This is a genomic window from Xanthomonas sp. NCPPB 2250, from assembly GCF_056725265.1.
Map to the genome: position 1 here is coordinate 1672188 of NZ_CM161520.1, position 21093 is coordinate 1693280.

Annotated in this window: 25 protein-coding genes; 3 read left to right on the top strand and 22 right to left on the bottom strand. The window is 69.8% G+C overall.

Features of this window, described 5'->3' with window-relative positions; all coding sequences use genetic code 11:
* Positions 1-170 precede the first annotated feature (170 nt).
* The 16 genes from AC1PMG_RS06870 to AC1PMG_RS06945 all read right to left on the bottom strand — a co-directional run bounded on the left by AC1PMG_RS06870 (position 171) and on the right by AC1PMG_RS06945 (position 14246).
* Positions 171-911, bottom strand: a complete 741-nt coding sequence (locus AC1PMG_RS06870; protein ID WP_481111096.1) for a tetratricopeptide repeat protein — start codon at positions 909-911, stop codon at positions 171-173.
* A 92-nt stretch (positions 912-1003) separates the two neighbouring features.
* Positions 1004-1822: a carboxylesterase family protein gene (locus AC1PMG_RS06875; protein ID WP_017915553.1), complete on the bottom strand. Its 819-nt coding sequence runs from the start codon at positions 1820-1822 to the stop codon at positions 1004-1006.
* 211 nt (positions 1823-2033) lie between these two features.
* Positions 2034-3392 (bottom strand): magnesium transporter, encoded by a 1359-nt coding sequence (gene mgtE, locus AC1PMG_RS06880; RefSeq protein WP_017913818.1) that lies wholly within the window; start codon positions 3390-3392, stop codon positions 2034-2036.
* Between the two features lie 612 nt (positions 3393-4004).
* On the bottom strand, positions 4005-5723 hold the full coding sequence (gene ptsP / locus AC1PMG_RS06885) for a phosphoenolpyruvate--protein phosphotransferase (protein WP_481111097.1): 1719 nt from the start codon (positions 5721-5723) through the stop codon (positions 4005-4007).
* A 58-nt stretch (positions 5724-5781) separates the two neighbouring features.
* Positions 5782-6051: an HPr family phosphocarrier protein gene (locus AC1PMG_RS06890; protein ID WP_010344110.1), complete on the bottom strand. Its 270-nt coding sequence runs from the start codon at positions 6049-6051 to the stop codon at positions 5782-5784.
* The gene (locus AC1PMG_RS06895) at positions 6044-6436 is read right to left on the bottom strand and encodes a PTS sugar transporter subunit IIA (RefSeq protein WP_184645748.1); all 393 of its coding nucleotides are present in this window, start codon (positions 6434-6436) and stop codon (positions 6044-6046) included. The genes AC1PMG_RS06890 and AC1PMG_RS06895 overlap by 8 nt, the downstream gene beginning before the upstream one ends.
* Positions 6437-6583: 147 nt before the next feature.
* Positions 6584-7462, bottom strand: coding sequence for an RNase adapter RapZ (gene rapZ / locus AC1PMG_RS06900; protein ID WP_017913816.1), 879 nt, complete (start codon positions 7460-7462; stop codon positions 6584-6586).
* Entirely contained in the window at positions 7459-8409 is a 951-nt protein-coding gene (gene hprK, locus AC1PMG_RS06905) for an HPr(Ser) kinase/phosphatase (protein ID WP_017910661.1), read from the bottom strand. Before hprK ends, rapZ begins: the two co-directional genes overlap by 4 nt.
* Complete coding sequence (locus AC1PMG_RS06910) at positions 8406-8858, bottom strand: PTS sugar transporter subunit IIA (protein ID WP_017913815.1); 453 nt, start codon at positions 8856-8858, stop codon at positions 8406-8408. The genes hprK and AC1PMG_RS06910 overlap by 4 nt, the downstream gene beginning before the upstream one ends.
* A 21-nt stretch (positions 8859-8879) precedes the next feature.
* Positions 8880-9197 (bottom strand): ribosome hibernation-promoting factor, HPF/YfiA family, encoded by a 318-nt coding sequence (gene hpf, locus AC1PMG_RS06915; RefSeq protein ID WP_152236581.1) that lies wholly within the window; start codon positions 9195-9197, stop codon positions 8880-8882.
* A gap of 50 nt (positions 9198-9247) precedes the next feature.
* The gene (locus tag AC1PMG_RS06920) at positions 9248-10711 is read right to left on the bottom strand and encodes an RNA polymerase factor sigma-54 (protein ID WP_481111098.1); all 1464 of its coding nucleotides are present in this window, start codon (positions 10709-10711) and stop codon (positions 9248-9250) included.
* A 43-nt stretch (positions 10712-10754) separates the two neighbouring features.
* Positions 10755-11474 (bottom strand): LPS export ABC transporter ATP-binding protein, encoded by a 720-nt coding sequence (gene lptB, locus AC1PMG_RS06925; RefSeq protein ID WP_152239442.1) that lies wholly within the window; start codon positions 11472-11474, stop codon positions 10755-10757.
* A complete protein-coding gene (lptA, locus tag AC1PMG_RS06930; RefSeq protein WP_481111099.1) occupies positions 11474-12067 on the bottom strand; it encodes a lipopolysaccharide transport periplasmic protein LptA in 594 nt (197 codons plus the stop codon). The genes lptB and lptA overlap by 1 nt, the downstream gene beginning before the upstream one ends.
* Entirely contained in the window at positions 12045-12611 is a 567-nt protein-coding gene (gene lptC / locus AC1PMG_RS06935) for an LPS export ABC transporter periplasmic protein LptC (RefSeq protein WP_152182017.1), read from the bottom strand. Before lptC ends, lptA begins: the two co-directional genes overlap by 23 nt.
* Positions 12608-13156: a KdsC family phosphatase gene (locus AC1PMG_RS06940; protein WP_017910666.1), complete on the bottom strand. Its 549-nt coding sequence runs from the start codon at positions 13154-13156 to the stop codon at positions 12608-12610. Before AC1PMG_RS06940 ends, lptC begins: the two co-directional genes overlap by 4 nt.
* Positions 13157-13244: 88 nt before the next feature.
* On the bottom strand, positions 13245-14246 hold the full coding sequence (locus tag AC1PMG_RS06945; RefSeq protein ID WP_481111100.1) for a KpsF/GutQ family sugar-phosphate isomerase: 1002 nt from the start codon (positions 14244-14246) through the stop codon (positions 13245-13247).
* Positions 14247-14298: 52 nt separating this feature from the next.
* Here AC1PMG_RS06945 and AC1PMG_RS06950 point away from each other — a divergent pair, with 52 nt between their 5' ends.
* The 3 genes from AC1PMG_RS06950 to AC1PMG_RS06960 are packed head-to-tail and all read left to right on the top strand — an operon-like array spanning position 14299 to position 16172.
* Complete coding sequence (locus AC1PMG_RS06950) at positions 14299-14541, top strand: BolA family protein (protein ID WP_010344098.1); 243 nt, start codon at positions 14299-14301, stop codon at positions 14539-14541.
* A gap of 45 nt (positions 14542-14586) precedes the next feature.
* Positions 14587-15861, top strand: coding sequence for a UDP-N-acetylglucosamine 1-carboxyvinyltransferase (gene murA, locus AC1PMG_RS06955; RefSeq protein ID WP_481111101.1), 1275 nt, complete (start codon positions 14587-14589; stop codon positions 15859-15861).
* A complete protein-coding gene (locus AC1PMG_RS06960) occupies positions 15858-16172 on the top strand; it encodes a hypothetical protein (RefSeq protein WP_010344096.1) in 315 nt (104 codons plus the stop codon). The genes murA and AC1PMG_RS06960 overlap by 4 nt, the downstream gene beginning before the upstream one ends.
* Positions 16173-16587: 415 nt before the next feature.
* On the opposite strand, the gene AC1PMG_RS06965 is transcribed toward AC1PMG_RS06960, so the two are convergent.
* From AC1PMG_RS06965 to purM, 6 genes are all read right to left on the bottom strand, one after another.
* Complete coding sequence (locus AC1PMG_RS06965) at positions 16588-17271, bottom strand: DUF3108 domain-containing protein (RefSeq protein ID WP_017910671.1); 684 nt, start codon at positions 17269-17271, stop codon at positions 16588-16590.
* A 2-nt stretch (positions 17272-17273) separates the two neighbouring features.
* Entirely contained in the window at positions 17274-18134 is an 861-nt protein-coding gene (locus AC1PMG_RS06970) for a DUF3108 domain-containing protein (RefSeq protein ID WP_481111102.1), read from the bottom strand.
* 68 nt (positions 18135-18202) lie between these two features.
* On the bottom strand, positions 18203-18856 hold the full coding sequence (gene purN / locus AC1PMG_RS06975) for a phosphoribosylglycinamide formyltransferase (protein ID WP_481111103.1): 654 nt from the start codon (positions 18854-18856) through the stop codon (positions 18203-18205).
* Positions 18853-19299 (bottom strand): hypothetical protein, encoded by a 447-nt coding sequence (locus AC1PMG_RS06980; protein WP_481111104.1) that lies wholly within the window; start codon positions 19297-19299, stop codon positions 18853-18855. Before AC1PMG_RS06980 ends, purN begins: the two co-directional genes overlap by 4 nt.
* An 8-nt stretch (positions 19300-19307) precedes the next feature.
* Positions 19308-19937 carry a DUF2238 domain-containing protein gene (locus AC1PMG_RS06985; RefSeq protein ID WP_481111105.1) on the bottom strand — a complete coding sequence of 210 codons (630 nt, stop codon included), beginning with the start codon at positions 19935-19937 and terminating at the stop codon, positions 19308-19310.
* 5 nt (positions 19938-19942) lie between these two features.
* Positions 19943-21001 carry a phosphoribosylformylglycinamidine cyclo-ligase gene (gene purM / locus AC1PMG_RS06990; protein ID WP_481111106.1) on the bottom strand — a complete coding sequence of 353 codons (1059 nt, stop codon included), beginning with the start codon at positions 20999-21001 and terminating at the stop codon, positions 19943-19945.
* Positions 21002-21093 lie beyond the last annotated feature (92 nt).

Below are 21093 nucleotides of genomic sequence, written 5' to 3' on the forward strand. Positions count from 1 at the left end.
GCACCGTCGGTGTTGCCGGCCGTCGACGCACGCGGCGCGTGTCGGCGACGCACCTGCCAGGCCCGCGCCGACCGGCGTGGCGGTGGACCCATGCGCACAGGCCTGTGGTGGTGCCTCTGCCGTAGGCGTGCATCACCCCGGCGCGGCATGCGCGGAAGCGCGGGCAGGGCCTAATGGGCTTGCGACGCTGCCGCCTCCATCTGGTCGAGATACCGCAGCTCGTGCAGGGCGACGGCATTGCCGGGTTCCAGCTCCAGCGACTGCTGCAGGGCCGCGCGGGTGCCGGCCTTGTCCGGGGTGTCGATCAACAGCGAGCCGATGCCGCGCAACGCGATCGCGCGGCCTGCCCGTGCCCGCGGCGACACGTCGGCCAGGGCCAGCGCCTGCCGATAGCTGGCGAGCGCTTCGTCGGTGCGCCCGAGGTTGCGCAACGCATAACCGCGTTCGGTGTAGGCGGAGAACAGGTACGGCCCGAGCGCGATGGCCTGGTCAAGCCATGCCAGCGCCTCCGACCACTGCCGTTGTGCGGCGGCGGCAAAGCCGCGCATCTGCAGTGCGTTGGCGCAACTGAGGTCGATCCATTCGGTCGGCTGGCCGTCGCCATGCGTGGCCATGTAGGCCTCGTACTCGCGCGCGTCGGCCACGCTGACCACGCGCAGGCCGGGCCGCTGCCAGGTGCCGCAGTGGGCGATGATCCGGTCCAGCAGGGCGATGTCCGCCGCATCCATCTTGTCCAGCCGCGCCTGCAGCGCGGCGATGTCCTTGCGGTACTCCGCGCCGGGGCGGGCGGTCGCCGCCTTGCTCTGCAGGTAGGTGGTGACCGGTTCGGTCAGCGCCTGTGCCGCCGCGCCATGGCCGGCGCAGGCCAACAGCGCGCACACGATGGCGCGCAGCATCCCCTTGTGTCGCATGCATCCCCCTGCATCGAACGGTGATCGAAGATCGGCAGCGTGCGGCCAGGCCGGCTGCGTTGCCGCGCACGTGCGCGCAGCGCGGGCCGCGCTCAGTTGTCGGCGGTCGTCTGCGTGGCGGCGTCGCTGCGCTTCTGCGCGAACAGCCACTGCCACATCTTCGGATCGCGGTAGGTGGCATCCCAGGCGTTGTGGTTGCCCTGCGGGTATTCGGTGTAGCGCACGTCGGCGTCGAGGTTCTTGAATGCGCGGACGATCTTGCGGTCGTCGTGCGGCAGCACCACGTCGTCCTGGGCGCCGTGGAAGATCCACACCGGCACGTGCCGCAGGCGCTGCGCCAGGGCGCTGTAGGGATCGGCCAGATAGGCCACCGGCGTCACCACCAGGTATTCGCGGTCTTCGTGCGGGGACAGGATCGCGCCGCAGATCGGCACCAGCGCGGCGAAGCGCTGCGGCTGCTTCAGGGCGATCTCCCAGGTGCCGTAGCCGCCCATCGACATGCCGGTCAGGTAGGTGCGCTGTGGGTCGCCGTTGAACTCGGCACTGCTGTCGTCCAGCGCCTGCAGCGCCATGGTCGCGTTGGCGCCGTTCCATTCCTCGCCGTCGGGCGCCTGCGGCATCACCACCAGGGCCGGGAAATCGGCCAGGTGGCGGCGCAGGTACGGGCCCAGCCCGGCCGTGGTCTGGTCGCGGCCATCGTCGCCGCGCTCGCCGGAGCCGTGCAGGAACAGCACCACCGGCACCGGGCCTTGGCGATGCGCCGGCGCCGGCACGAACACCTGGTAGCGATAGACGCGCCCGTCGAGGCTGAGCTGGCGGCTGACGAAGTGGCCGGTGGCCGGGTCGCTGGGCAAGCTGCTGCATCCGACCATCGACAGGCACAGCAGAAGCAGCAACGAACGCATCGACATGGCCGGCCCTCGGATGGGAAGGCCGCAGTATCGTGGGCGGGACGTCTCCACGACAACCCGGGCAGGGGCGGCGGACATGCGGCAGTCAGCCGGCGGCCAAGGCGCGTGCTGGCGTGGCGTGCCCGTCGTGCGCCTGTGGATGCGGCGACGCGCGCTGCTGCCGCTCCGTGCGGCGCGCCGGCGGGAGGCGCGCCCGCGGCATGGACACGCGCTACAGCAGGACCAGCGTGGCCAGGCCGAGGAAGCTGAGGAAGCCCATCACGTCGGTCAGCGTGGTCAGGATCACCCCGCCGGCCAGCGCCGGATCGAAGCCCAGGCGCTTGAGCGTCAGCGGCACCAGCACGCCGCCCAGCGCAGCGGTGAGCAGGTTGATGGTCAGCGCCGAGCCGATCACCAGCGACAGCAGCGGCTGCTTGAACCACAGCAGCACGATCAGGCCCAGGCCGATACCCAGCGCCAGGCCGTTGATCAGCGCCACCGCCAGCTCCTTGCGCAGCAGTACGATCACGTTGGAGGCGCCGATCTGGCCCAGCGCCAGGCCGCGCACCATCAGCGCCAGCACCTGGGTGCCGGCGTTGCCGCCCATGCCGGCCACGATCGGCATCAGCGCGGCCAGCGCCACCAGCTTGGCGATGGTGCCCTCGAACTGGCCGACCACGCTGGAGGCGATGAAGGCGGTGCCGAGATTGATCGTCAGCCACAGCAGGCGGCGCCGGAATGCGCGCCGCACCGGGCTGAACAGGTCTTCGTCCTCGTCCAGGCCGGCGGCGCTCATCGCCTGGTGCTCGGCCTGGTCGCGGATGATGTCGACCACGTCGTCGATGGTGATGCGGCCGAGCAGGATGTTGTTGTCGTCCACCACCGGCGCGGAGATCCAGTCGTGGTCGGAGAACTGCCGCGCGACCTCGTCGGCGCCTTCGCCGACGTCGATCGCCGGCTGCTCGTCGTCGATCAGCCGGTTGATCGGGGTGGAGTCCTCGTGGGTCACCAGCGCCGCCAGCGACACCCGCCCCAGGTACTGGTGGCGGCGGCTGACCACGAACAGGTGGTCGGTGTGGTCCGGCAGTTCGCCGCGCAGGCGCAGGTAGCGCAGCACCACGTCGACGTTGACGTCGGCGCGCACGGTGACCACGTCCGGGTTCATCAGGCGGCCGGCGCTGTCCTCGGGATACGACAGCACCTGCTCGAGCCGCTCGCGGTTCTCGCGGTCCATCGACTTGAGCACTTCGTCGATGACCGTGTCCGGCAAGTCCTCGACCAGGTTCGCCAGGTCGTCGATGTCCAGGTCTTCGACCGCGGCGACGATTTCGTCCGGGTCCATGTCCGCGAGCAGGCTCTCGCGCACTTCCTCGCCGACGTGGACCAGCACCTCGCCGTCGTCCTCCGGATCGACCAGCCCCCACACCACCTCGCGCTTGCCGGGCGGCAGCGACTCCAGCAGGTTGCCGATCTCGGCCGGCGCCAGCGTATTGACCAGCCGCCGCACCGGGCCCAGGCGCCCGCTGTCCAGCGCATCGGACAGCATGCGCAGCTGCCGCGCGGTCTTGTCGTGGCGGACGGCGTCGGCCATGCGCTGCTCCCTTGGGTGAGGCCGCGCTCCGGAGAAACGCGGTCGGTCAGATGTTCATCCCAACATTATCGCCTGCATGTTGCGGGAAGCACAGTGTTGGTGGGGCCGGGATTGGGGAGTCGGGAATAGGGAATCGCAAGTGCAGAGCGAAGCAGGGTCAGTGCGCTCGGAGAAAAGCGAGGGAGCAGGAAGCGACCAGCTTGCTCTTGGGGAGGTGGGCGAAAGGCAAAGGGCAGGGTGCAGGAACAGGGGAGCAGGGGAATAGGTAGCACCGAGAAGGAAGCAGAGAGCAGTGCAGAAGGCAGGAAAAAAGAAGGCAGAAAGCCAGGGAGAGGGATGTCGATGGGAATGATGCATCTACGCCGGCACGCGGGCGACGGTTTTTTGTGGGAGGGACTTCAGTCCCGACGCGATAAGGGTTCGGGCGTCGGGACTGAAGTCCCTCCCACAAGGGTGCAACGTTGACTGGCACCGGCGTGCGCGCGCGGCGGCCCGGTCTTCTGTAGGAGCGGCTTCAGCCGCGACAGGTGGTGCGGGCCAATCTTGTGATGCTTGAGCTTGTCGCGGCTGAAGCCGCCCCTACGCGATGCAATGCCGCAACGCGCGCGGACGTCACCCGGTCGCGCAACCCAGCCAGCGCTCGATGCCCTTGCGGTCGCGCGCCTGCAGCAGTTTGGCGCCGCGCTGGCGCAGGGTCTGCAGGTCGGTGTCGCGGATCACCTGGCGTACTTCCAGCATCGTTGCCGGGTGCAGGCTGAACTCGCGCAGCCCCAGCGCCAGCAGCATCGGCGTCAGCGCCGGGTCGCCGGCGATCTCGCCGCACACCGCAACCGGTTTGCCATGGGCCTGGCCGGTGGCGATCACCTGCGCGATCAGCCGCAGCACCGCCGGATGCAGCGGCGAATACAGCGCGGCCACCGCTTCGTTGTTGCGGTCGGCGGCGAGCAGGTACTGCACCAGGTCGTTGGTGCCGATCGACAGGAAGTCGATCGTGTCGATGAAGGTATCCAGGGCCAGCGCTGCGGCCGGCACCTCGATCATTGCGCCGAGTTGCACCTGCTCGGCGATGGCATGACCGTCGCGGCGCAACTGCGCGGCGATGCGCTTGAGATGCCGGCGCATCGCCAGCAGTTCCTCGCGCGTGCTGACCATCGGCACCAGCACCCGCACCGGGCCGTAGGCGGAGGCGCGCAGCAGCGCGCGCAACTGGGTGTCGGAGACCTTGGGCCGTGCCAGCGACAGGCGCACGCCGCGCAGCCCCAGCGCCGGGTTTTCTTCATTGCTCATGGTCAGGCCGGTGCGATCGGCCTTGTCCGCGCCCAGGTCCAGGGTGCGGATGGTCACCGGCCGCCCGCTCATGCCCAGCACCGCGTCGCGGTAGGTGTGGAACTGTTCTTCCTCGTCGGGCAGCGCATCGCGCTGCAGGAACAGGAATTCGGTGCGGTACAGGCCCAGGCCGTCGGCGCCGAGCGCGTGCGCGCGGGTGACGTCGTCGCGCGACTCGGCGTTGGCCAGCAGGGTGATGTCCACGCCGTCGCGGGTGCGGCTGGGCTTGGAGCGCAGCTTGCCCAGGCTGCGCTGCAGCTTCGCCTGCTCGCGCACGCGGCTGCGGTAGTCGCGCAGGTCGTCCGGGGTCGGGTCGACCAGCACCGCGCCCTGGGTGCCGTCGATGATCAGCACGTCGCCGTCATTGATCTTCTGCAGCGCGTCGGCGACGCCGACCACCAGCGGTAGGTGCAGGCTGCGCGCCAGGATCGCGCTGTGCGAGAGGGTGCTGCCGGCGCTGGTGACGATGCCGACCACGCCCTGCGCCTGCAACTGCGCCAGTTCCGACGGCGCCACGTTCTCGCACACCAGGATCTCGCCGGCCAGGCCTTCGCTGTCCGGCTGGCGCTTCTGCAGGAACGCATGGATCCGCCCGATCACATGGTCCAGATCGTCCATGCGGCTCTTGAGGTAGGCGTCTTCCATGTCGTCGAACACGGTCGCCAGGCGGTCGCGCTGCAGGCGCAGCGCGTAGTCGGCGCTGTAGCGGCCGGTGCGGATCAGTTCGTCCAGGCCGTGCAGCAGTTCCGGGTCGTCGAGCAGCAGCGCGTGCAGGTCGAGGAATTCGCCGACCTCCTTGGCCAGGGCGCCGTGCAGGCGCTGGCGCAGGCCGTGCATCTCCTCGCGCGCGGCGTCCACCGCACGGTGCAGGCGATCGAGTTCTTCGGGAATCTGCGCGGCGCCGATGCGTTGCTCGGCCACCTCCAGCGCATGCGGCAGGCGCACCCGCGCCCGGCCCAGGGCATTGCCGCGCGAGGCACCATGGCCGGCGATGCGCACGCTCACCGCGCGTGCCCCGTGCGGCGGCACCGCGTCCCTGCCTGCGGCCGCCGGCGGCGCATGCTCAGCTGTCCTCGTCGAAGCGCCGCTCGAACAGGTCGACCACGGCCTTGAGCGCCTCGGCTTCGTCGGCGCCGTCCACCCGCACCGTCACCGGCGTGCCCTGTGCGGCGGCCAGCAGCATCACGCCCATGATGCTCTTGGCGTTGACCTCGCGGCCCTTGGCCGCCAGTGTGGCGTTGCAGCGGAACGACGACAGCGTCTGCACCAGCTTGGCAGTGGCGCGGGCGTGCAGGCCGAGGCGGTTGGAGACCAGCAGTTCGCGTTCAAGCATCGTCGATCACCACGCCGTTGCGCGAGCCGGCGGCGGCGGTCGCGGGCAACTGCTCCAGTCCTTGTTCGGGGTAGTTCATGATCCGCAGCAGCATCGGCAGGCTCAACGCCGAGACGCGCCGCACCGGCGTGCCCAGGCGCGCCAGCCGCGCGGCGAGGTTGCTCGGGCTGGCCCCGTACAGATCCGTCACCACCAACACGCCATCGCCGTCGTCCACCCGCCGCAACGCGGCCGACGCCTGCGGCAGCAGCGCCTCCAGGTCGGCATCGAACGGCACTTCGAACGCTTCGGTCTTCAGCGGCAACTGCCGCAACAACCGGGTCGCCACGCTCAACAGCGCCGCGCCGATCCCGGGATGAGTGATGAGGAGAATGCCACAGGCCATGGGAGAACGTTAACAGGTCAGGCAGGGCGCAGGGAATGCCTGTAGGGAGCTGGGATTGGGGATTCGGGATTGGAGATTGGCAAAAACGGGGGCGTTGCTCTGGCTCTTGCGAATCCCCAATCCCGAATCCCCAATCCCCGCCTTCGATCAATCCTGCTCGCGATGGAAGGTCGCCACTTCCGGCCAGCCCTGTTCGCGGGCGTGGCGGGCCAGGCGTTCTGCCAGGTAGACCGAGCGGTGCTTGCCGCCGGTGCAGCCGAAGGCGATGGTCACGTAGCTGCGGGTGTCGTTGCGCAGCCGCGGCAGCCAGGTGTCGAGGAAGTCGATCAGCTGCGCGGTGTAGCGCTGCACGTCCGGTTGCGCGTCCAGGTACTCGCGCACACCGCTGTCGCGGCCGGTCATCGGCCGCAGTTCCGGGTCCCAGTGCGGATTCGGCAGTACCCGCGCATCGAACACGAAATCCGCCTCGGCCGGGACGCCGCGCTTGTAGGCGAAGGACTCGAACAGCAGCGACAGGGTGTTCTCGCTGGACAGCGCGAACTCGGTGGTGACCCGCCGGCGCAGCTGGTGCACGTTGAGCGTGCTGGTGTCGATCACCGCATCGGCCGCCTCGCGCAGCGGTTCGGTCAGGGCGCGCTCGCGCTCGATCGCTTCCGGCAGCGACAGGCCTTGGCGCGACAGCGGATGGCGCCGGCGGGTGTCGGCGTAGCGCTTGATCAGCGCCTCGTCGTTGGCGTCGAAGAACAGCAGCCGCGCATCCAGGCCGAATTGCGCCACCGCCTCGCGCCAGCGCGAGAGCTGGCTCAGGTCGCTGTGGCGGCTGCGCACATCGATGCCCACCGCCAGCTTGCTGGGGCCGGCATCCTCGCGCACCAGGCTCTTGACGAAGGCCGGCAGCAGTTCCACGGGCAGGTTGTCGACGCAGTAGTAGTCCAGGTCCTCGAAGGTCTTCAGTGCCACCGACTTGCCGGAGCCGGACAGGCCGCTGACGATGACCAGGGTGGAGGTGGGGGCGCCGTCGGTCATGGGCTGCGCCGCTCCAGCAGATTGCTGTGGCGGGCGATGAACATCGCCGCCGGGTCGATGCCCTTGGTGCGCAGGATGTGCAGGCGCGTGGCGGCTTCGGTCAGCACCGCCAGGTTGCGGCCGGGCATCACCGGCAGGGTGATCAGCGGCACGTCCAGGTCCAGCACGTGGCGGGTCCCGGAATCGCCGGTGAGACGTTCGTAGCCATGGGGCGTGGGCTCGGTCATTGGCCGGGTCAGGTGCACGATGAGCCGAAGGTACTTGTTCTTCTTTACAGCCGTGTCGCCGAACATCTCGCGTACGTTGAGCACGCCCAGCCCGCGCACTTCCAGCAGGTCCTGCAGCAGTTCCGGGCAGGTGCCGTCGAGCACGTCGGGGGCGATCTGGGTGAATTCGGGGGCGTCGTCGGCGACCAGCCGGTGGCCGCGGCTGAGCAGCTCCAGCGCCAGTTCGCTCTTGCCCGAACCCGCCTCGCCGGTGATCAGCACGCCGATCGAGTAGATCTCCATGAACACGCCATGCAGGATCACCCGCGGCGCCAGCGTGCGTGCCAGATGGTAGGACAGGTGATTGAGCAGTTCGTGTCCGCGCTTGGGCGAGACCCACAGCGGCGTGTCGGATTCGTCGGCGGCCGCGCGCAGGTCTTCCGGGCACGACTGGTTCTTGGTGACCACCAGCGCCAACGGTCGCACCTGCACGATCTTCTCGATGGTCTCCCAGCGCTGGCGCGCGTCCAGCGAGTCCAGCCAGGCCAGTTCCTCGGTGCCGAGGATCTGCACCTTGTTGGGGTAGATGGTGTTGAGATAGCCGGCCAGCGACGGGCGCCGCGAGACCGCATTGCCGGCCTCCAGCACCCGGTGTTCGCCCTTGTGGCCGGCAATCCAGCGCAGGCCCAGGCGGTCGCGCTGCTGGTCGAACAGTTCGCGTGCGTCGATGCTGGTGTTCATGCGGCGGCCCGTGGCGCGCCGCCGAGCAGCGCATACAGTGCGGCGGCGTCCGGCGCATTGCGCAGGGCGTCGCGGAATTCCTCGATGGAGAACTGCTCGGCCAGTTCGGACAGCAGCATCAGGTGTTGGTGGGTGTAGTGCGCGGGCACGGCCATGGCGAAGATCAGGTCGACCAGGGTGCCCTGGCCGTCGAAATCGATCGGCTGCTGCAGGCGCAGCAGTGCGCCACGTGGGGCGTCCAGGTCCGGCGCACGGCCGTGCGGGATGGCGATCCCATGGCCGATGGCGGTGCTGCCGAGCTGCTCGCGCTCGCGCAGGCTGGCGAAGAGTTCATCGGCGCCGGCCTGCTGGCAGGCCAGCAGACCGGCGGCGGTGTGCAGCAGGGTGTCGCGATCGGCGGCCGGAAGCACCTGGGTGCTGACGGCCGCCATCAGATCGGTCAAGGGCATGGCGGCGCAACGTGGGGAGGATCACGCGAGATTGTCGCGCACCTCGGCCGCATGGTGGTCGTGCTTCTTTTCCTTATGCTTGATGATCAGCCGGTCCAGCTTGTCGGCGAGCAGGTCGATCGCCGCGTACATGGTCTGCGCGGTGGCGTCGGCGTGCAGGGTGCGGCCGGGGACATTGACCGTGGCCTCGACGTGATGGTCGGGCTTGCGCAGCGCCAGCTGGGCGCGGACCTCGATGGTTTCCTCGTAGTGTCGCTTCAGCCGTTGCAGCTTGGTCTCCACATACTCGCGCAGGGCGGGGGTGACTTCGATCTGCTGGCCGTAGGTCTCGATACGCATCGGATACTCCTTGGTTCGGGTTTCACACCTATGAACCATTGCCGCCGCCGCTAGCCGATCCGGACGCGTTCGTGGGAGGCGGAAATGTTCATGGCCTCACGATACTTCGCCACGGTGCGGCGCGCTACAGGCACGCCGGCACTTTTCAGTAGGTCGGCCAGCTTGGCGTCAGAAAGCGGCTTGCGCGGGTTTTCCGCATCGATCAGCCGGCGGATCATCGCCTGGATCGCGGTGCTGGAGGCCTCGCCGCCGCTGTCGGTGTCGATGCCCGAGGCGAAGAAGGCGCGCAGCGGAATGGTGCCGCGCGGGGTGCGCACGTACTTGCGGGCGATGGCGCGCGAGATGGTGCTCTCGTGCAGGCCCAGTTCGCCGGCGATCTCGCGCAGGGTCAGCGGCCGCAGCGCTTGTTCGCCGAACTCCAGGAAGCCGGCCTGCTGCTTGAGCAGGCAGCGGGTCACCTTGAGCAGGGTCTCGCCGCGCGCCTCCAGGCTCTTCAGCAGCCAGCGCGCTTCCTGCAGTTGCCCGCGCAGGTAGCCGGCGTCGCTTTCGCCGCACTGGCGGATCAGTCGCTCGTAGCCACGGTGGATGGTGACCTTGGGTTGCGCGTGCGCGGACAGCGCCGCATGCCAGACCCCGCGCTGGCGCCAGACCACGCAGTCGGGCACCACGTAGGTGTCGCTGCCCAACTCGCCGATCTGCTTGCCCGGGCGCGGGTCCAGCGAGCGCAGCAGCGCGACCGCGGTGTCGACCTCCGCCGCCGGACGCTTGAGTTCGTGGGCCAGCCCGGCCACGCCGCTGCGCGGCAACCGCTCTAGCGGGCCGTTGGCGATGGTGCGCGCCAGCGCCAGCCCCGGCGTGTCCTCGGGCATGGTGTCCAGTTGCAGGGTCAGGCATTCGCCCAGGCTGCGCGCGGCGATGCCGGCCGGGTCGAAGCGCTGGATCTGGTGCAGCACGGTGAGGATCTCGTCCTCATCGGCGGCGATGTCCGGGCGCAGCGTCTCGGCGATCGCGGCCAGCGGCTCGCGCAGATAGCCGTCGTCGTCCAAGGCGTCGATCAGCGCCGCGCCGATGCTGCGGTCGCGCGCCGACAGGGGCGACAGGTGCAACTGCCACAGCAGGTGATCGATCAGGGTATCCGGCTCGGCCACGCGCTCGGCCGCGCTGCCCAGGTCGTCGTCGTCGAACGACCCGCCGCTGCCGCCAGCCCAGGCCGGTTCGGCGTCGGCCCAGTCGGCGCCGTCGGCGGCCTGCGTGGCTTCGCCGCGGTCGCCATCGCCGTCGCTACGTGTCTCTCCTGCCGCGTGGTCGCGGTCAAGGCCGTGGTCGGCGCCTTCGCTGCGTTCGAACGCCGGTGCGGCGTCCTCGGACCACTCCAGCAGCGGATTGCTCTCCACCGCCTCGGCGATCTCCACCTCCAGCTCGGCGCTGGACATCTGCAACAGCTTGATCGCCTGCCGCAACTGCGGCGTCATGACCAGGTGCTGTCCCAGCGATGTCTGCAGCCGTGCTTTCATGCCTGTACCGAGCGCGGAAGGAGCGTAGCCGGCGCGTGCGCGGTCAGAGCCTGAAGGTTTCCCCGAGGTAGACGCGGCGCACGTCGCTGTTGGCCAGCAGCGCTTCCGGCGCCCCCTGCGCCAACACGCTGCCCTCGTTGAGGATATACGCCCGGTCGCAGATTCCCAAGGTTTCGCGCACGTTGTGGTCGGTGATGAGCACGCCGATGCCGCGCTGCTTGAGGTGGGTGACGATGCGCTGGATTTCGCCGACCGAGATCGGGTCGACGCCGGCAAAGGGCTCGTCGAGCAGCATCAGCCGCGGCTTGGCCGCCAGCGCGCGGGCGATTTCGCAGCGGCGGCGCTCGCCGCCGGAGAGGCTGGCGCCGAGCTGGTCGGCGACGTGGCTGATCTGCAGTTCGTCCAGCAGCGCCACCAGTTCGCGTTCCTGGCCGGCGTTGTCCAGATCCTCGCGCAGTTCCAGCACCAGGCGGATGTTGTCGGCGACGCTGAGCTTGCGGAATACCGACGGTTCCTGCGGCAGGTAGCCGACGCCGAGCTTGGCGCGCTTGTACATGGGCAACGCGGTGATGTCGTTGCCGTCGAGCACGATGCGCCCGGCATCGGCGTCGACCAGGCCGACGATCATGTAGAAGCAGGTGGTCTTGCCGGCACCGTTGGGGCCGAGCAGGCCGACCACTTCGCCGGCCTCCAGGGTCAGCGCAAAATCGCGCACCACTTCGCGCTGCTTGTAGCGCTTGCGCAGGCCTTCGGCGAGCAGCATTACTGGCCTCCTTGCTTCGCAGGCTTGGCCGTCTTGGCTGGTGTCGCGGCCGGCTTGGCGGCAGGCTTCGCGCCGCTCGCAGGCGTAGCGGCCGGAGCAGCGCCTGCGTTCTTCGGCTGGATCACCGTGTGCACGCGGGTGCCGTCGCCGCCGCCCTGCATGTCGCCGGTCTTGGTGTTGTAGACCATGCGCTGGCCGGCGTTGGTGCCCTTGGGTGAGGTCATGCGGTAATTGCCGGTGAGGATCACCGTGTCGGTGGGCACCTTGTAGTCGATGTTGTCGGCGACCGCGTCCATCGGCGAGCCGTCGTCCAGTTCCTGCTTCAGGGTGGCCTGCTTGCCGGTGAGCACGACACGGTCGATGTCGCCGTTCTTGCGGAACAGATCGGCAGTATCGGCATGGATCTCCAGCGTGCCCTGGATGATGACGACGTTGCCGAAGAAACGGACCTTGCCGTCGTCGGCCATCATGTTGCCGTCCTGCGCATCGGACTTGATGTCCATCGGCTGGTTGCGGTCGGTCGACTTGGCCAGCGCCAGGGTCGGCAGCAGCAGGGCGAGCAGGGCGAGCTTAGCGGGCAGCATTCGGTTCATAACGGGACTTGACCTGTGAAAGGAGCTTGTACTGCCGGGATTTCAAGTCGACCTGGAAGCCGACGCCGGTCTGCATCATACCGGGCCGGGTCATGGTGACCGGGTCGGCGGTGCGTGCGCTGTTGGTCTGCGGGAAGACGTCCAGGCTCTGGGTACGGAAGGTGGTGGGCGGGATGCTGGGCACCTTGGGGCTGTCGCCGGCGACGTCGTCGCGCAGGCGCAGTTCGTCGCCGTTGGCGCTGACCCAGCCGGTCTTGCTTCGCATTTCCCAGTGCTGGCCGTTGGCGTCGGGCAGCAGGAACAGCGGGGTCACGATCGACATCGTCTGGTCGGCGCGGCTGCGTTCCATCTGCGGCGCGCGCAGGGTCATCGCTTCCTTGCCCTGCTTGTCCAGGCTGACGATCTCGAAGTCGCGGGCGATGTAGTCCACGCTGGCTTCGTCGGACGGATTGCGGCTGGGCTTGCTGCGCTGGTTCCAGGCCGACCAGCCGCTGATCAGGGCGCCGACCAGCAGCAGGCCGCCGAGCGTGGTACGCCAGTTCATGCGCCATGCTCCTGCAGCAGGGACGGGACGTGGCCTTGCGCGGCCAGCAGCACGTCGCACAGTTCGCGCGCCGCGCCTTCGCCGCCGCGGGCGCGGGTGGTCCAGTGCACGTGTTCGGCGGTCCAGGGATGGGCGTTGGCCGGTGCCACCGCCAGGCCGACCACGCGCAGCGGCGCCAGGTCGGGCAGGTCGTCGCCCATGAAGCAGACCTGCTCCAGGCCGATGCCGCGCTCGTCGCACAGCGCCTGCACCCCGGCGCGCTTGTCCTTGACCCCGATCTGCACCAGCAGGCCCAGCTCCTGGCCGCGCTTCTCCGCGGCCAGGCTGGGCCGCGCGGTGATCAGCGCCACGTCGATGCCGTGCCGGCGCAACTGCACCAGGCCCTGGCCGTCGAGCACGTTGAAGGCCTTGCTCTCGTTGCCGTCGCGGTCGTAATACAGGCGGCCGTCGGTCAGCGTGCCGTCCACGTCGAAGCACGCCAGGCGGATCCGGGCGGCGCGGTCGATCAGGTCGGCGGGGAGGTCGGCCAGCGGGGAATAGGGCATGTTCGGGATATCGGGGCGGGGAGGCCGGCTTTCCAGCGGCCAGGGCCAGCGGCGTGGGGCGCCGCTGGCAGTGAACGGGTTCAGCCTGTTAAACCACTCTGGCGCGCAACAGGTCGTGAATGTTGAGCGCGCCGACCGCGCGGCCGGCCGCGTCGACCACGATCAGGCCGTTGATCTGATGGGTTTCCATCAGCCGTGCGGCCTCGGTGGCGAGCTGGTCGGCGCCGATGGTACGCGGTTGCCGGGTCATCACTTCGGCGATGCGGGTCTGGCGCACGTCCAGCGCGCTGTCCAGGGCGCGGCGCAGGTCGCCGTCGGTGAACAGGCCGAGCAGGCGGTCGTCGGCGTCGACCACCGCGGTCATGCCCAGGCGCTTGCGGCTCATCTCCACCAGCGCCTCGCTGAGGCTGGCGTCCTCGCGCACCTTGGGCAGTTCGTCGCCGCGGTGCATGACGTCGGTGATGTGCAGCAGCAGGCGGCGGCCGAGGCTGCCGGCCGGGTGCGAGCGGGCGAAGTCGTCGGCGGTGAAGCCGCGCGCGTCCAGCAGCGCCACCGCCAGCGCATCGCCCAGTGCCAGCGAGGCGGTGGTGCTGGAGGTCGGCGCCAGGTCCAGCGGGCAGGCCTCGGCCGGCACGCTGACGTCCAGGTGCAGGTCGGCCTCGCGCGCCAGCGTGGACTGCGCGCGCCCGGTCATCGCGATCACCGCGTTGCCCTGGCGCTTGAGCACCGGCAGCAGCATCAGGATCTCGTCGGACTCGCCGGAATAGGACAACGCCAGGACCACGTCGGCGTCGGTGATCATGCCCAGGTCGCCATGCCCGGCCTCGCCCGGGTGCACGAAGAACGCCGGGGTACCGGTGGAGGCGAGGGTGGCGGCGATCTTGCGCGCCACGTGGCCGGACTTGCCCATGCCGGTGGCGACCACGCGCCCGCGCGAGCCCAGGATCAGCCGGCAGGCGGCGGCGAAGTTGGCGCCGATGCGGGCGCCGACCGCCGCCAGCGCGGCCTGCTCGATCTCGACCACGCGGCGGCCGCTGGCGACCAGGCCGGCGTCGTCGGGCGCAGTGGGAGACAGGGGCGATACATCCATGCGGGTGCCGGTCGGAGGGTAGAATGGCCGATCATTTTAGGAGGAAAGCCCGGTGGACGCCGAAACCATCCGTAAACTCATCGAGGCCGGCCTGCCGGACGCGCAGGTACAGGTGCAGGGCGACGACGGCGTGCACTTCGAGGCCACCGTGGTCAGCGCCGCCTTCGCCGGCAAGTTGCCGCTGGCCCGCCACCGCATGGTCTACGCCACCCTGGGCGAGCTGATGGGCGGCGCGATCCACGCGCTGGCGCTGAACACCCTGACCCCCGAACAGGCCGAGCGCGCCGCCGGCTGAGCCGCGGCGCGCCCGTTTTTCCCTTTCCCTTCCCCCACGAGACTCATGGCCAAAATCGTAGTGACCGGCGGCAACGCGCTGCACGGTGAAGTGAACATTTCCGGCGCCAAGAACGCCGTGTTGCCGATCCTGTGCGCGACCCTGCTGGCCGATGCGCCGGTGGAGATCACCAACGTGCCGCAGCTGCACGACGTGATCACCACGGTGAAGCTGCTCGGCGAACTGGGCGCGGAAGTCACCATCGACGAAGGCACGCTGTCGCGCGGCAGCGCGATCACCGTCGACCCGCGCAAGGTCCACCAGCACGTCGCCCCGTACGAACTGGTGCGCACCATGCGCGCCTCGATTCTGGTCCTGGGCCCGTTGCTCGCCAAGTTCGGCGCGGCCGAAGTGTCGCTGCCGGGCGGCTGCGCGATCGGCTCGCGGCCGGTCGACCAGCACATCAAGGGCCTGCAGGCGCTGGGCGCGGAGATCAGCGTCGAGAACGGCTACATCAAGGCCAGCAGCAACGGCCGGCTCAAGGGCGGCCGCTACGTGTTCGACATGGTCAGCGTCACCGGCACCGAGAACGTGCTGATGGCCGCGGCCCTGGCCGACGGCACCACCGTGCTGGAGAACGCGGCGATGGAGCCGGAGGTCAGCGATCTGGCCGACTGCCTGATCGCGCTGGGCGCCAGGATCGAAGGCGCGGGTACCTCGCGCATCGTCGTGCACGGCGTGGAGCGCCTGTCCGGCGGCCGCCACGCGGTGCTGCCGGATCGCATCGAGACCGGAACGTTCCTGGTCGCCGCGGCGATGACCGGCGGCAGCGTCACCGTGCGCCGCGCGCGCGCCGACACCCTCGACGCGGTGCTGGACAAGCTCACCGAGGCCGGCGCCGGCATCGAGACCGGCGAGGACTGGATCCGCCTGGACATGCACGGCAAGCGCCCGCGCGCGGTCAGCCTGACCACCGCGCCGTATCCGGCGTTCCCCACCGACATGCAGGCGCAGTTCATGGCGCTCAACTGCGTGGCCGACGGCGTCGGCGTGATCAACGAAACGATCTTCGAGAACCGTTTCATGCACGTCAACGAACTGCTGCGCCTGGGCGCGGACATCCAGATCGAAGGGCATACCGCGATCGTGCGCGGCACCGAGCGGCTCAGCGGCGCGCCGGTGATGGCCACCGACCTGCGCGCCTCGGCCTCGCTGATCCTGGCCGGCCTGGTCGCCGACGGCGACACCACCATCGACCGCATCTACCACCTGGACCGGGGGTACGAGAACATCGAGGAGAAGCTGGGGGCGCTGGGCGCGTCCATCCGGCGCGTCGCATGATCCTCAGCGGCCGCTTCAGCCGCCGGCGCAAGGTGTTGCTGGCGATCGTGGTGGTGCTGCTGGCCTGGGTCGGCTATGCCTGGTACACCGGCATCGCCATCACCCAGGGCATCGAAGAGCGCGACATGGACTGGAACGGCGACGGCCAGGTCACCCGCGACGAGATCTGGCAGTCGTTCTACGCGGTCGGCGTGAGCCGCACCCAGAACGGCCCGCGCGAGTGCAGCACCTTCTACTGGCGCAGCACCGGCGCGCAGATCCGCGTGGATTGCCGCACCACCTTCAAGGCCGCGCCGGCGGAGAAGAAGTAAGGGCGTGGGGCAGGGCGCTGCTTAGCCATCGCCCGCTTTGGGAGTGCGGTAGCGAGAGGCACGGCCGGTTGCCACGCTCCATATCCCATGGATGGGAGTCGACGCGCGCCGCTTTGGTTCTGCTGCAAGTCGCCAGCTGGTTTCCGCAAGACGATTCGCATCCGCGCGTCGGGGCTGAAGCCCCTCCCACATGGGAAGCACGGGCAGGGAATTGCTGTTGCGATTCCCAAATCCCGAATCCCGGCTCACCGCGTCGGGGCTGAAGCCGCTCCTACATGGGAAAAACCCCGGGCGGGGAAGCCGCCGTTGCGATTCCCCAATCCCGACTCCCCAATCCCAGCCCTGACACGGAAACGATCACGGGCGGGGAACTGCTTTCACGATTCCCGAATCCCGATTCCCCATTCCCGGCTCTTCAGCGCAACGCCTTGATCGTCAGGTCCAGCGCGTCCTGGCCGTTCTCGCGCTGCAGGATGCGCACCGGCACCGGCATGTCCGGCACGATCCAGGCGATGATTTCCTTGGAGCCGTCGGTGCGGCTGACCTTGGTCGCCTGCTCGGTCTTGCCGTTGACGGTGACCGCTTCCTTGCCGGCGACGCGGTAGGTCATCGGCTTGGCGCGGCCCTCGTCGACCATGCGGTAGCTCGGGGTCTTGCCGGCGTTGACGTCGCGCGCGATCGCCAGGTTGATCAGCAGCGCGTCCATGTCGCCCGGCTGCAGCTTCACCGGGCCGCGGCGGTCGGCCTTGAGGTCGCCGCCCCAGGTCGCCTGGCCGGTGCTCCAGTCATAGTTGGCGGTCACCGCCTTCTTCTTGATCAGGAACACCGAGCGGTCGTCGCTGCTGAGCGGCCGCAGCTGCCCGCCCTTTTCCTCGAACACGGTGCTCTGGCTGAGGTCGGCGACCTGGTTCTTGATCGCCAGGCTGTAGCGCCAGCGGTCGGCGCCTTGCTTGGCCAGGGTCATCACGCCGTTGGCCTGCATGCCCATGTAACTGGCCTGGTAGTCCGCAGTGAACGGCTCCAGGGCGAGGGCGGGCAGGCTCGCCGTGGCCAGCAGGGCGGCGGCGAGGGCGGTCAGCGGGCGGGCGATGCGGGTCATGGTCAGGCTCCTTGGTATTCGGTCAGGCGCAGGTCGATGCGGTCTTCGCCGTCTTCGCGCTGCAGGATGCGCACCGGCGTCGGCACGCCGTTGGCGATCCACAGGATGGTCTCATTGCGGCCGCCATTGGTGCGCGACACCCGCAACGCGTCGTAGCTGATGTCGCCGACCTGCACGGTCTCGGTCTGGTCGGCGGCGCGGTACACATGTTCGCGCACCCGGCCGACGTCGACGAAGCGGTAGGTCATGGTCTTGCCGGGCTGCGCGTCGCGCATCAGCGAGAGGTTGAGCAGCAGCGCGCTCTGGTCGCCGGGCTGCAGCGGGATCGGCGCCTGCCGGTCCTTCTTCAGGTCGCCGTCCCAGCGCGCCACGCCCTGTTTCCAGTCGTACACGCCGGTGACCTTCTTGCCGAAGAACACCGCCTTCTTGACTGTGCTCTGGCTCTGCGGGACGTAGCGGCCGTCCTGCACGGTGAACACCGTGCTCTGTTCGATGTTGAGGCCGAGGATGCTGGCGAAGCCGCTGCGGCCGTGCACGCCCAGGTCGACCCGCCACTGGTCGCCGCCGGTATGCACCACGTCCATGCGCGCGTCGCCGGCCGGCTTGCCCTTGTACAGCGCGTCGTAGGTGGCCACGAACGGCTGCAGCGGCGGCGGCGTCCAGGCCTCGGCGGGCAGCGCCGGCGACGCTGCGGCAGCAGGTGCAGATGCAGGTGCGCCGGTGGCGGGCGTGGTCGGAGCAGGGGCGGTCTGCGGCGCCGGCTGCGCGGCGGGCGCCGGCGCGACCTGCGCAGCGACGATGGGCGTCAGCAGGCCGAGGCCGGACGCGACGAGGAAGGCGAACGGACGCGGAGCGAGCTTCATGGGATCGGCTGGCGTGAGCGGGAGGGAAGAGGGGGGAGGGAGGGGCCGCGGAAGGTGCGGCAGCGCATTCAGGGAAGCAGCACGTCGTCGCAATCTAGGCGCAGCGGACTAAACCGGCACTGACCGTCCAGCCAGACCTTGCCGTCCCGTTCAGCCAGGCGGCCCGCCGCGGCCAGCCGCAGCACCGCGCACAGCAGCCGGTGTTCGCGCGGCAGCAGACGCTGCGCCAGGTCGTCGGGACCGTCGCCGGGCTGCACCGGCACCCGAACCTGCGCGATCACCGCACCGGCGTCCAGTTCCGGCACCACGAAATGCACGCTGGCGCCGTGCTCGGCGTCGCCGGCCGCCAAGGCCTGGGCATGCGTGTGCAGGCCGCGGTACTTGGGCAGCAGCGAGGGGTGGATGTTGAGCAGGCGCCCGCCGAAGCGCTGCACGAAGCCTGCGCCGAGAATGCGCATGTAGCCGGCGCAGACCACCCAGTCCGGTCGCGCCGCGGCGACCGCATCGCCCAGCGCCTGCTCGAAGGCGGCGCGATCCGGGAAGTCCTTGGGCCGCGCCGACCAGCGCCGGTCCGGCGCCACCATCGCCAGCGCCGGCGCCTCCGGACGATCGCCGAACACGCCGACCACCTCGGCATCGAGGGTGCCGGCGGCGATCGCGGCGAGGATGGCCTGCAAGTTGGAGCCGCGCCCGGAGGCGAGGACAGCGAGGCGGAACGTCATCGGGCGGGAGTCCGGAACAGGGCGCCCACGGCCGGGCGCTGCAATGTCAGCAGGGTGGCGATGCCCAGCGCGGTGCCCAGCGGGAAGCCCAAGCAGGTGATCACGGCGCCGGCGTAGCACAGCCCCAGCTGGCGGCGGTGGCGCAAGGCGCGCGCAACCAGCACCTTGAGCAGCAGCGCGAGCAGGCCGAAGCCGAGCAGGATCGACAGCATCACGATCGCGACGACGCCGCTTTGCGCCTGGTCCGGGCTCTGGCCGACGGCGTTGAGCTGCGCCTCCTCGTGCACGCCGTAGGCCAGCACGGCGCCCACCAGCAGCACCACGAAGACCTGCAGCCCCGCCATGACGGCATACAGCGTCGCCAGGGTGTTCAGGTCGGAGGTGGCACGTACCACATCGGCGGCATGGCCGCCGGGGACGGGGAGGGGCGGTGGCAGCGACATCGTTTGTCTCAGCGCAGGGTGGAGGGAAGCGGGCGCGCGGTGCGTCGCCACGGCCAGGCGCTGGCGCAACCAAGCGTGGCCAGCAGCATGTCCATGTGCGCATCCCAGGGATCGCCCTGCTGGCCGTTGTAGGACTCGGCCTGCTCCGGCGACAGCAGCAGCGCGATCAGCCATTCCAGCCATTCGTAGGCCAGGCTGACGCACATGATCGCCATCGTCGCCAGGACGAAGGCCTGCCGCGCCGACAGCGCCGGCCAGCGCTGACGCGCGTGGTCGCGCAATGCCGGCGCGAAGCACACCCCGAACAGCAGGTGGATCAGCCGGTCGGTGTGGTTGCGCTGCCAGCCGAAGGCCGCGTTCGGCGACCATCCGCCGGTCATCGCGCGCAGCCACTGGTCGTAGGGCACGTTGGAATAGAGCCAGTGCGCGGCGACGTTGTGCACGCTGATGAAGACGCAGATGGCGGCGAAGTGGCCGGTGCGCAGCGGCCAGCGCCGGTCGTGCCAGACCAGCCAGGCCAGGCCCAGCACCGCCAGGGAGCTGTGCATGGCCTGTTCCGCCGGCCACAGCGGCCGTATCCAGCTGGCGGCGAACACCGCCAGCGCCAGCGTCAGCCAGGCGCGCTTGGCCGCCGCCATGCGCCTCAGCCGATGTGCACGCGTTCGCCGGCGTCCGCGGCGGCCACCACCGCGCCGATCTGCCAGTGCGCCAGGCCCAGGCTGTCCAGGCTGCGCTCCAGCGCGGCCACCTGCTCCGGCGCGGCGACCAGCACGAAGCCGATGCCGCAGTTGAAGGTGCGCCACATCTCGCTGTCGGCCACCGCGCCTTCGCGCTGCAGCCAGTCGAATACCGGCGGCAGGGTCCAGGCGCTGGCGCGGATGTCCAGGCCCAGGCCGTCGGGGATGACCCGGATGATGTTCTCGGTCAGGCCGCCGCCGGTGATGTGCGCCATGGCGTGGATGGCTTCGCCCTGTTCGCGCAGCAGCGACAGGATCGGCTTGACGTACAGCGCGGTCGGCGCCATCAGCGCGTCGGCCAGGGCCACGCCGCCGACCTGCAGCGCGTCCGGGCGCCCGGCGCGGTCGTAGATGCGGCGGATCAGCGAGTAGCCGTTGGAATGCGGGCCGGAGGAGGCGATGCCGATCAGCACGTCGCCCTGGCGCACCCGGGCGCCGTCGAGCAACTGCGACTTCTCCACCGCGCCGACGGTGAAGCCGGCCAGGTCGTATTCGCCCGGCGGGTACATGTCGGGCATTTCCGCGGTCTCGCCGCCGATCAGCGCGCAGCCGGCCAGTTCGCAGCCGCGGGCGATGCCGCCGACCACCGCCACGGTGGTCTCCACGTCGAGCTTGCCGGTGGCGAAGTAGTCCAGGAAGAACAGCGGCTCGGCGCCCTGCACCAGCACGTCGTTGACGCACATGCCGACCAGGTCGATGCCGATGGTGTCGTGGCGGCCGAGCTGCTGCGCCAGCTTCAGCTTGGTGCCGACGCCGTCGGTGCCGGACACCAGCACCGGCTCGCGGTACTTGCCGGACAGGTCGAACAGGGCGCCGAAGCCGCCCAGCCCGCCCATCACCTCGGGGCGGAAACTGCGCTTGACCAGGGGCTTGATGCGTTCGACGACGGCGTTGCCGGCATCGATGTCGACGCCGGCGTCGCGGTAGGTCAACGGGGCGGCGGCGGGGGGCTGGGAAGTGGTCACGGGCGGCGGGGTCGGCGGAAAGGCGGCGATTTTAACAGGCCGCATTGGCGCTAGGCCCGCATTCGGGCAACAATTCGCCCCGGATACGCCGA

Coding starts and splice junctions, on each gene's coding strand:
- mgtE (WP_017913818.1), bottom strand. CDS start 3,392: ATGGCCGACGCCGTCCGCCACGACAAGACCGCGCGGCAGCTGCGCATG.
- AC1PMG_RS06920 (WP_481111098.1), bottom strand. CDS start 10,711: ATGAAAGCACGGCTGCAGACATCGCTGGGACAGCACCTGGTCATGACG.
- AC1PMG_RS06875 (WP_017915553.1), bottom strand. CDS start 1,822: ATGTCGATGCGTTCGTTGCTGCTTCTGCTGTGCCTGTCGATGGTCGGA.
- rapZ (WP_017913816.1), bottom strand. CDS start 7,462: ATGACCGACGGCGCCCCCACCTCCACCCTGGTCATCGTCAGCGGCCTG.
- AC1PMG_RS06890 (WP_010344110.1), bottom strand. CDS start 6,051: ATGCTTGAACGCGAACTGCTGGTCTCCAACCGCCTCGGCCTGCACGCC.
- lptA (WP_481111099.1), bottom strand. CDS start 12,067: ATGAACCGAATGCTGCCCGCTAAGCTCGCCCTGCTCGCCCTGCTGCTG.
- AC1PMG_RS06895 (WP_184645748.1), bottom strand. CDS start 6,436: ATGGCCTGTGGCATTCTCCTCATCACTCATCCCGGGATCGGCGCGGCG.
- hprK (WP_017910661.1), bottom strand. CDS start 8,409: ATGAACACCAGCATCGACGCACGCGAACTGTTCGACCAGCAGCGCGAC.
- AC1PMG_RS06940 (WP_017910666.1), bottom strand. CDS start 13,156: ATGCCCTATTCCCCGCTGGCCGACCTCCCCGCCGACCTGATCGACCGC.
- AC1PMG_RS06985 (WP_481111105.1), bottom strand. CDS start 19,937: ATGGCGGCGGCCAAGCGCGCCTGGCTGACGCTGGCGCTGGCGGTGTTC.
- AC1PMG_RS06965 (WP_017910671.1), bottom strand. CDS start 17,271: ATGACCCGCATCGCCCGCCCGCTGACCGCCCTCGCCGCCGCCCTGCTG.
- AC1PMG_RS06945 (WP_481111100.1), bottom strand. CDS start 14,246: ATGGATGTATCGCCCCTGTCTCCCACTGCGCCCGACGACGCCGGCCTG.
- AC1PMG_RS06970 (WP_481111102.1), bottom strand. CDS start 18,134: ATGAAGCTCGCTCCGCGTCCGTTCGCCTTCCTCGTCGCGTCCGGCCTC.
- AC1PMG_RS06980 (WP_481111104.1), bottom strand. CDS start 19,299: ATGTCGCTGCCACCGCCCCTCCCCGTCCCCGGCGGCCATGCCGCCGAT.
- lptB (WP_152239442.1), bottom strand. CDS start 11,474: ATGCTGCTCGCCGAAGGCCTGCGCAAGCGCTACAAGCAGCGCGAAGTG.
- AC1PMG_RS06960 (WP_010344096.1), top strand. CDS start 15,858: ATGATCCTCAGCGGCCGCTTCAGCCGCCGGCGCAAGGTGTTGCTGGCG.
- AC1PMG_RS06910 (WP_017913815.1), bottom strand. CDS start 8,858: ATGCCCTTGACCGATCTGATGGCGGCCGTCAGCACCCAGGTGCTTCCG.
- hpf (WP_152236581.1), bottom strand. CDS start 9,197: ATGCGTATCGAGACCTACGGCCAGCAGATCGAAGTCACCCCCGCCCTG.
- purN (WP_481111103.1), bottom strand. CDS start 18,856: ATGACGTTCCGCCTCGCTGTCCTCGCCTCCGGGCGCGGCTCCAACTTG.
- murA (WP_481111101.1), top strand. CDS start 14,587: ATGGCCAAAATCGTAGTGACCGGCGGCAACGCGCTGCACGGTGAAGTG.
- lptC (WP_152182017.1), bottom strand. CDS start 12,611: ATGAACTGGCGTACCACGCTCGGCGGCCTGCTGCTGGTCGGCGCCCTG.
- AC1PMG_RS06870 (WP_481111096.1), bottom strand. CDS start 911: ATGCGACACAAGGGGATGCTGCGCGCCATCGTGTGCGCGCTGTTGGCC.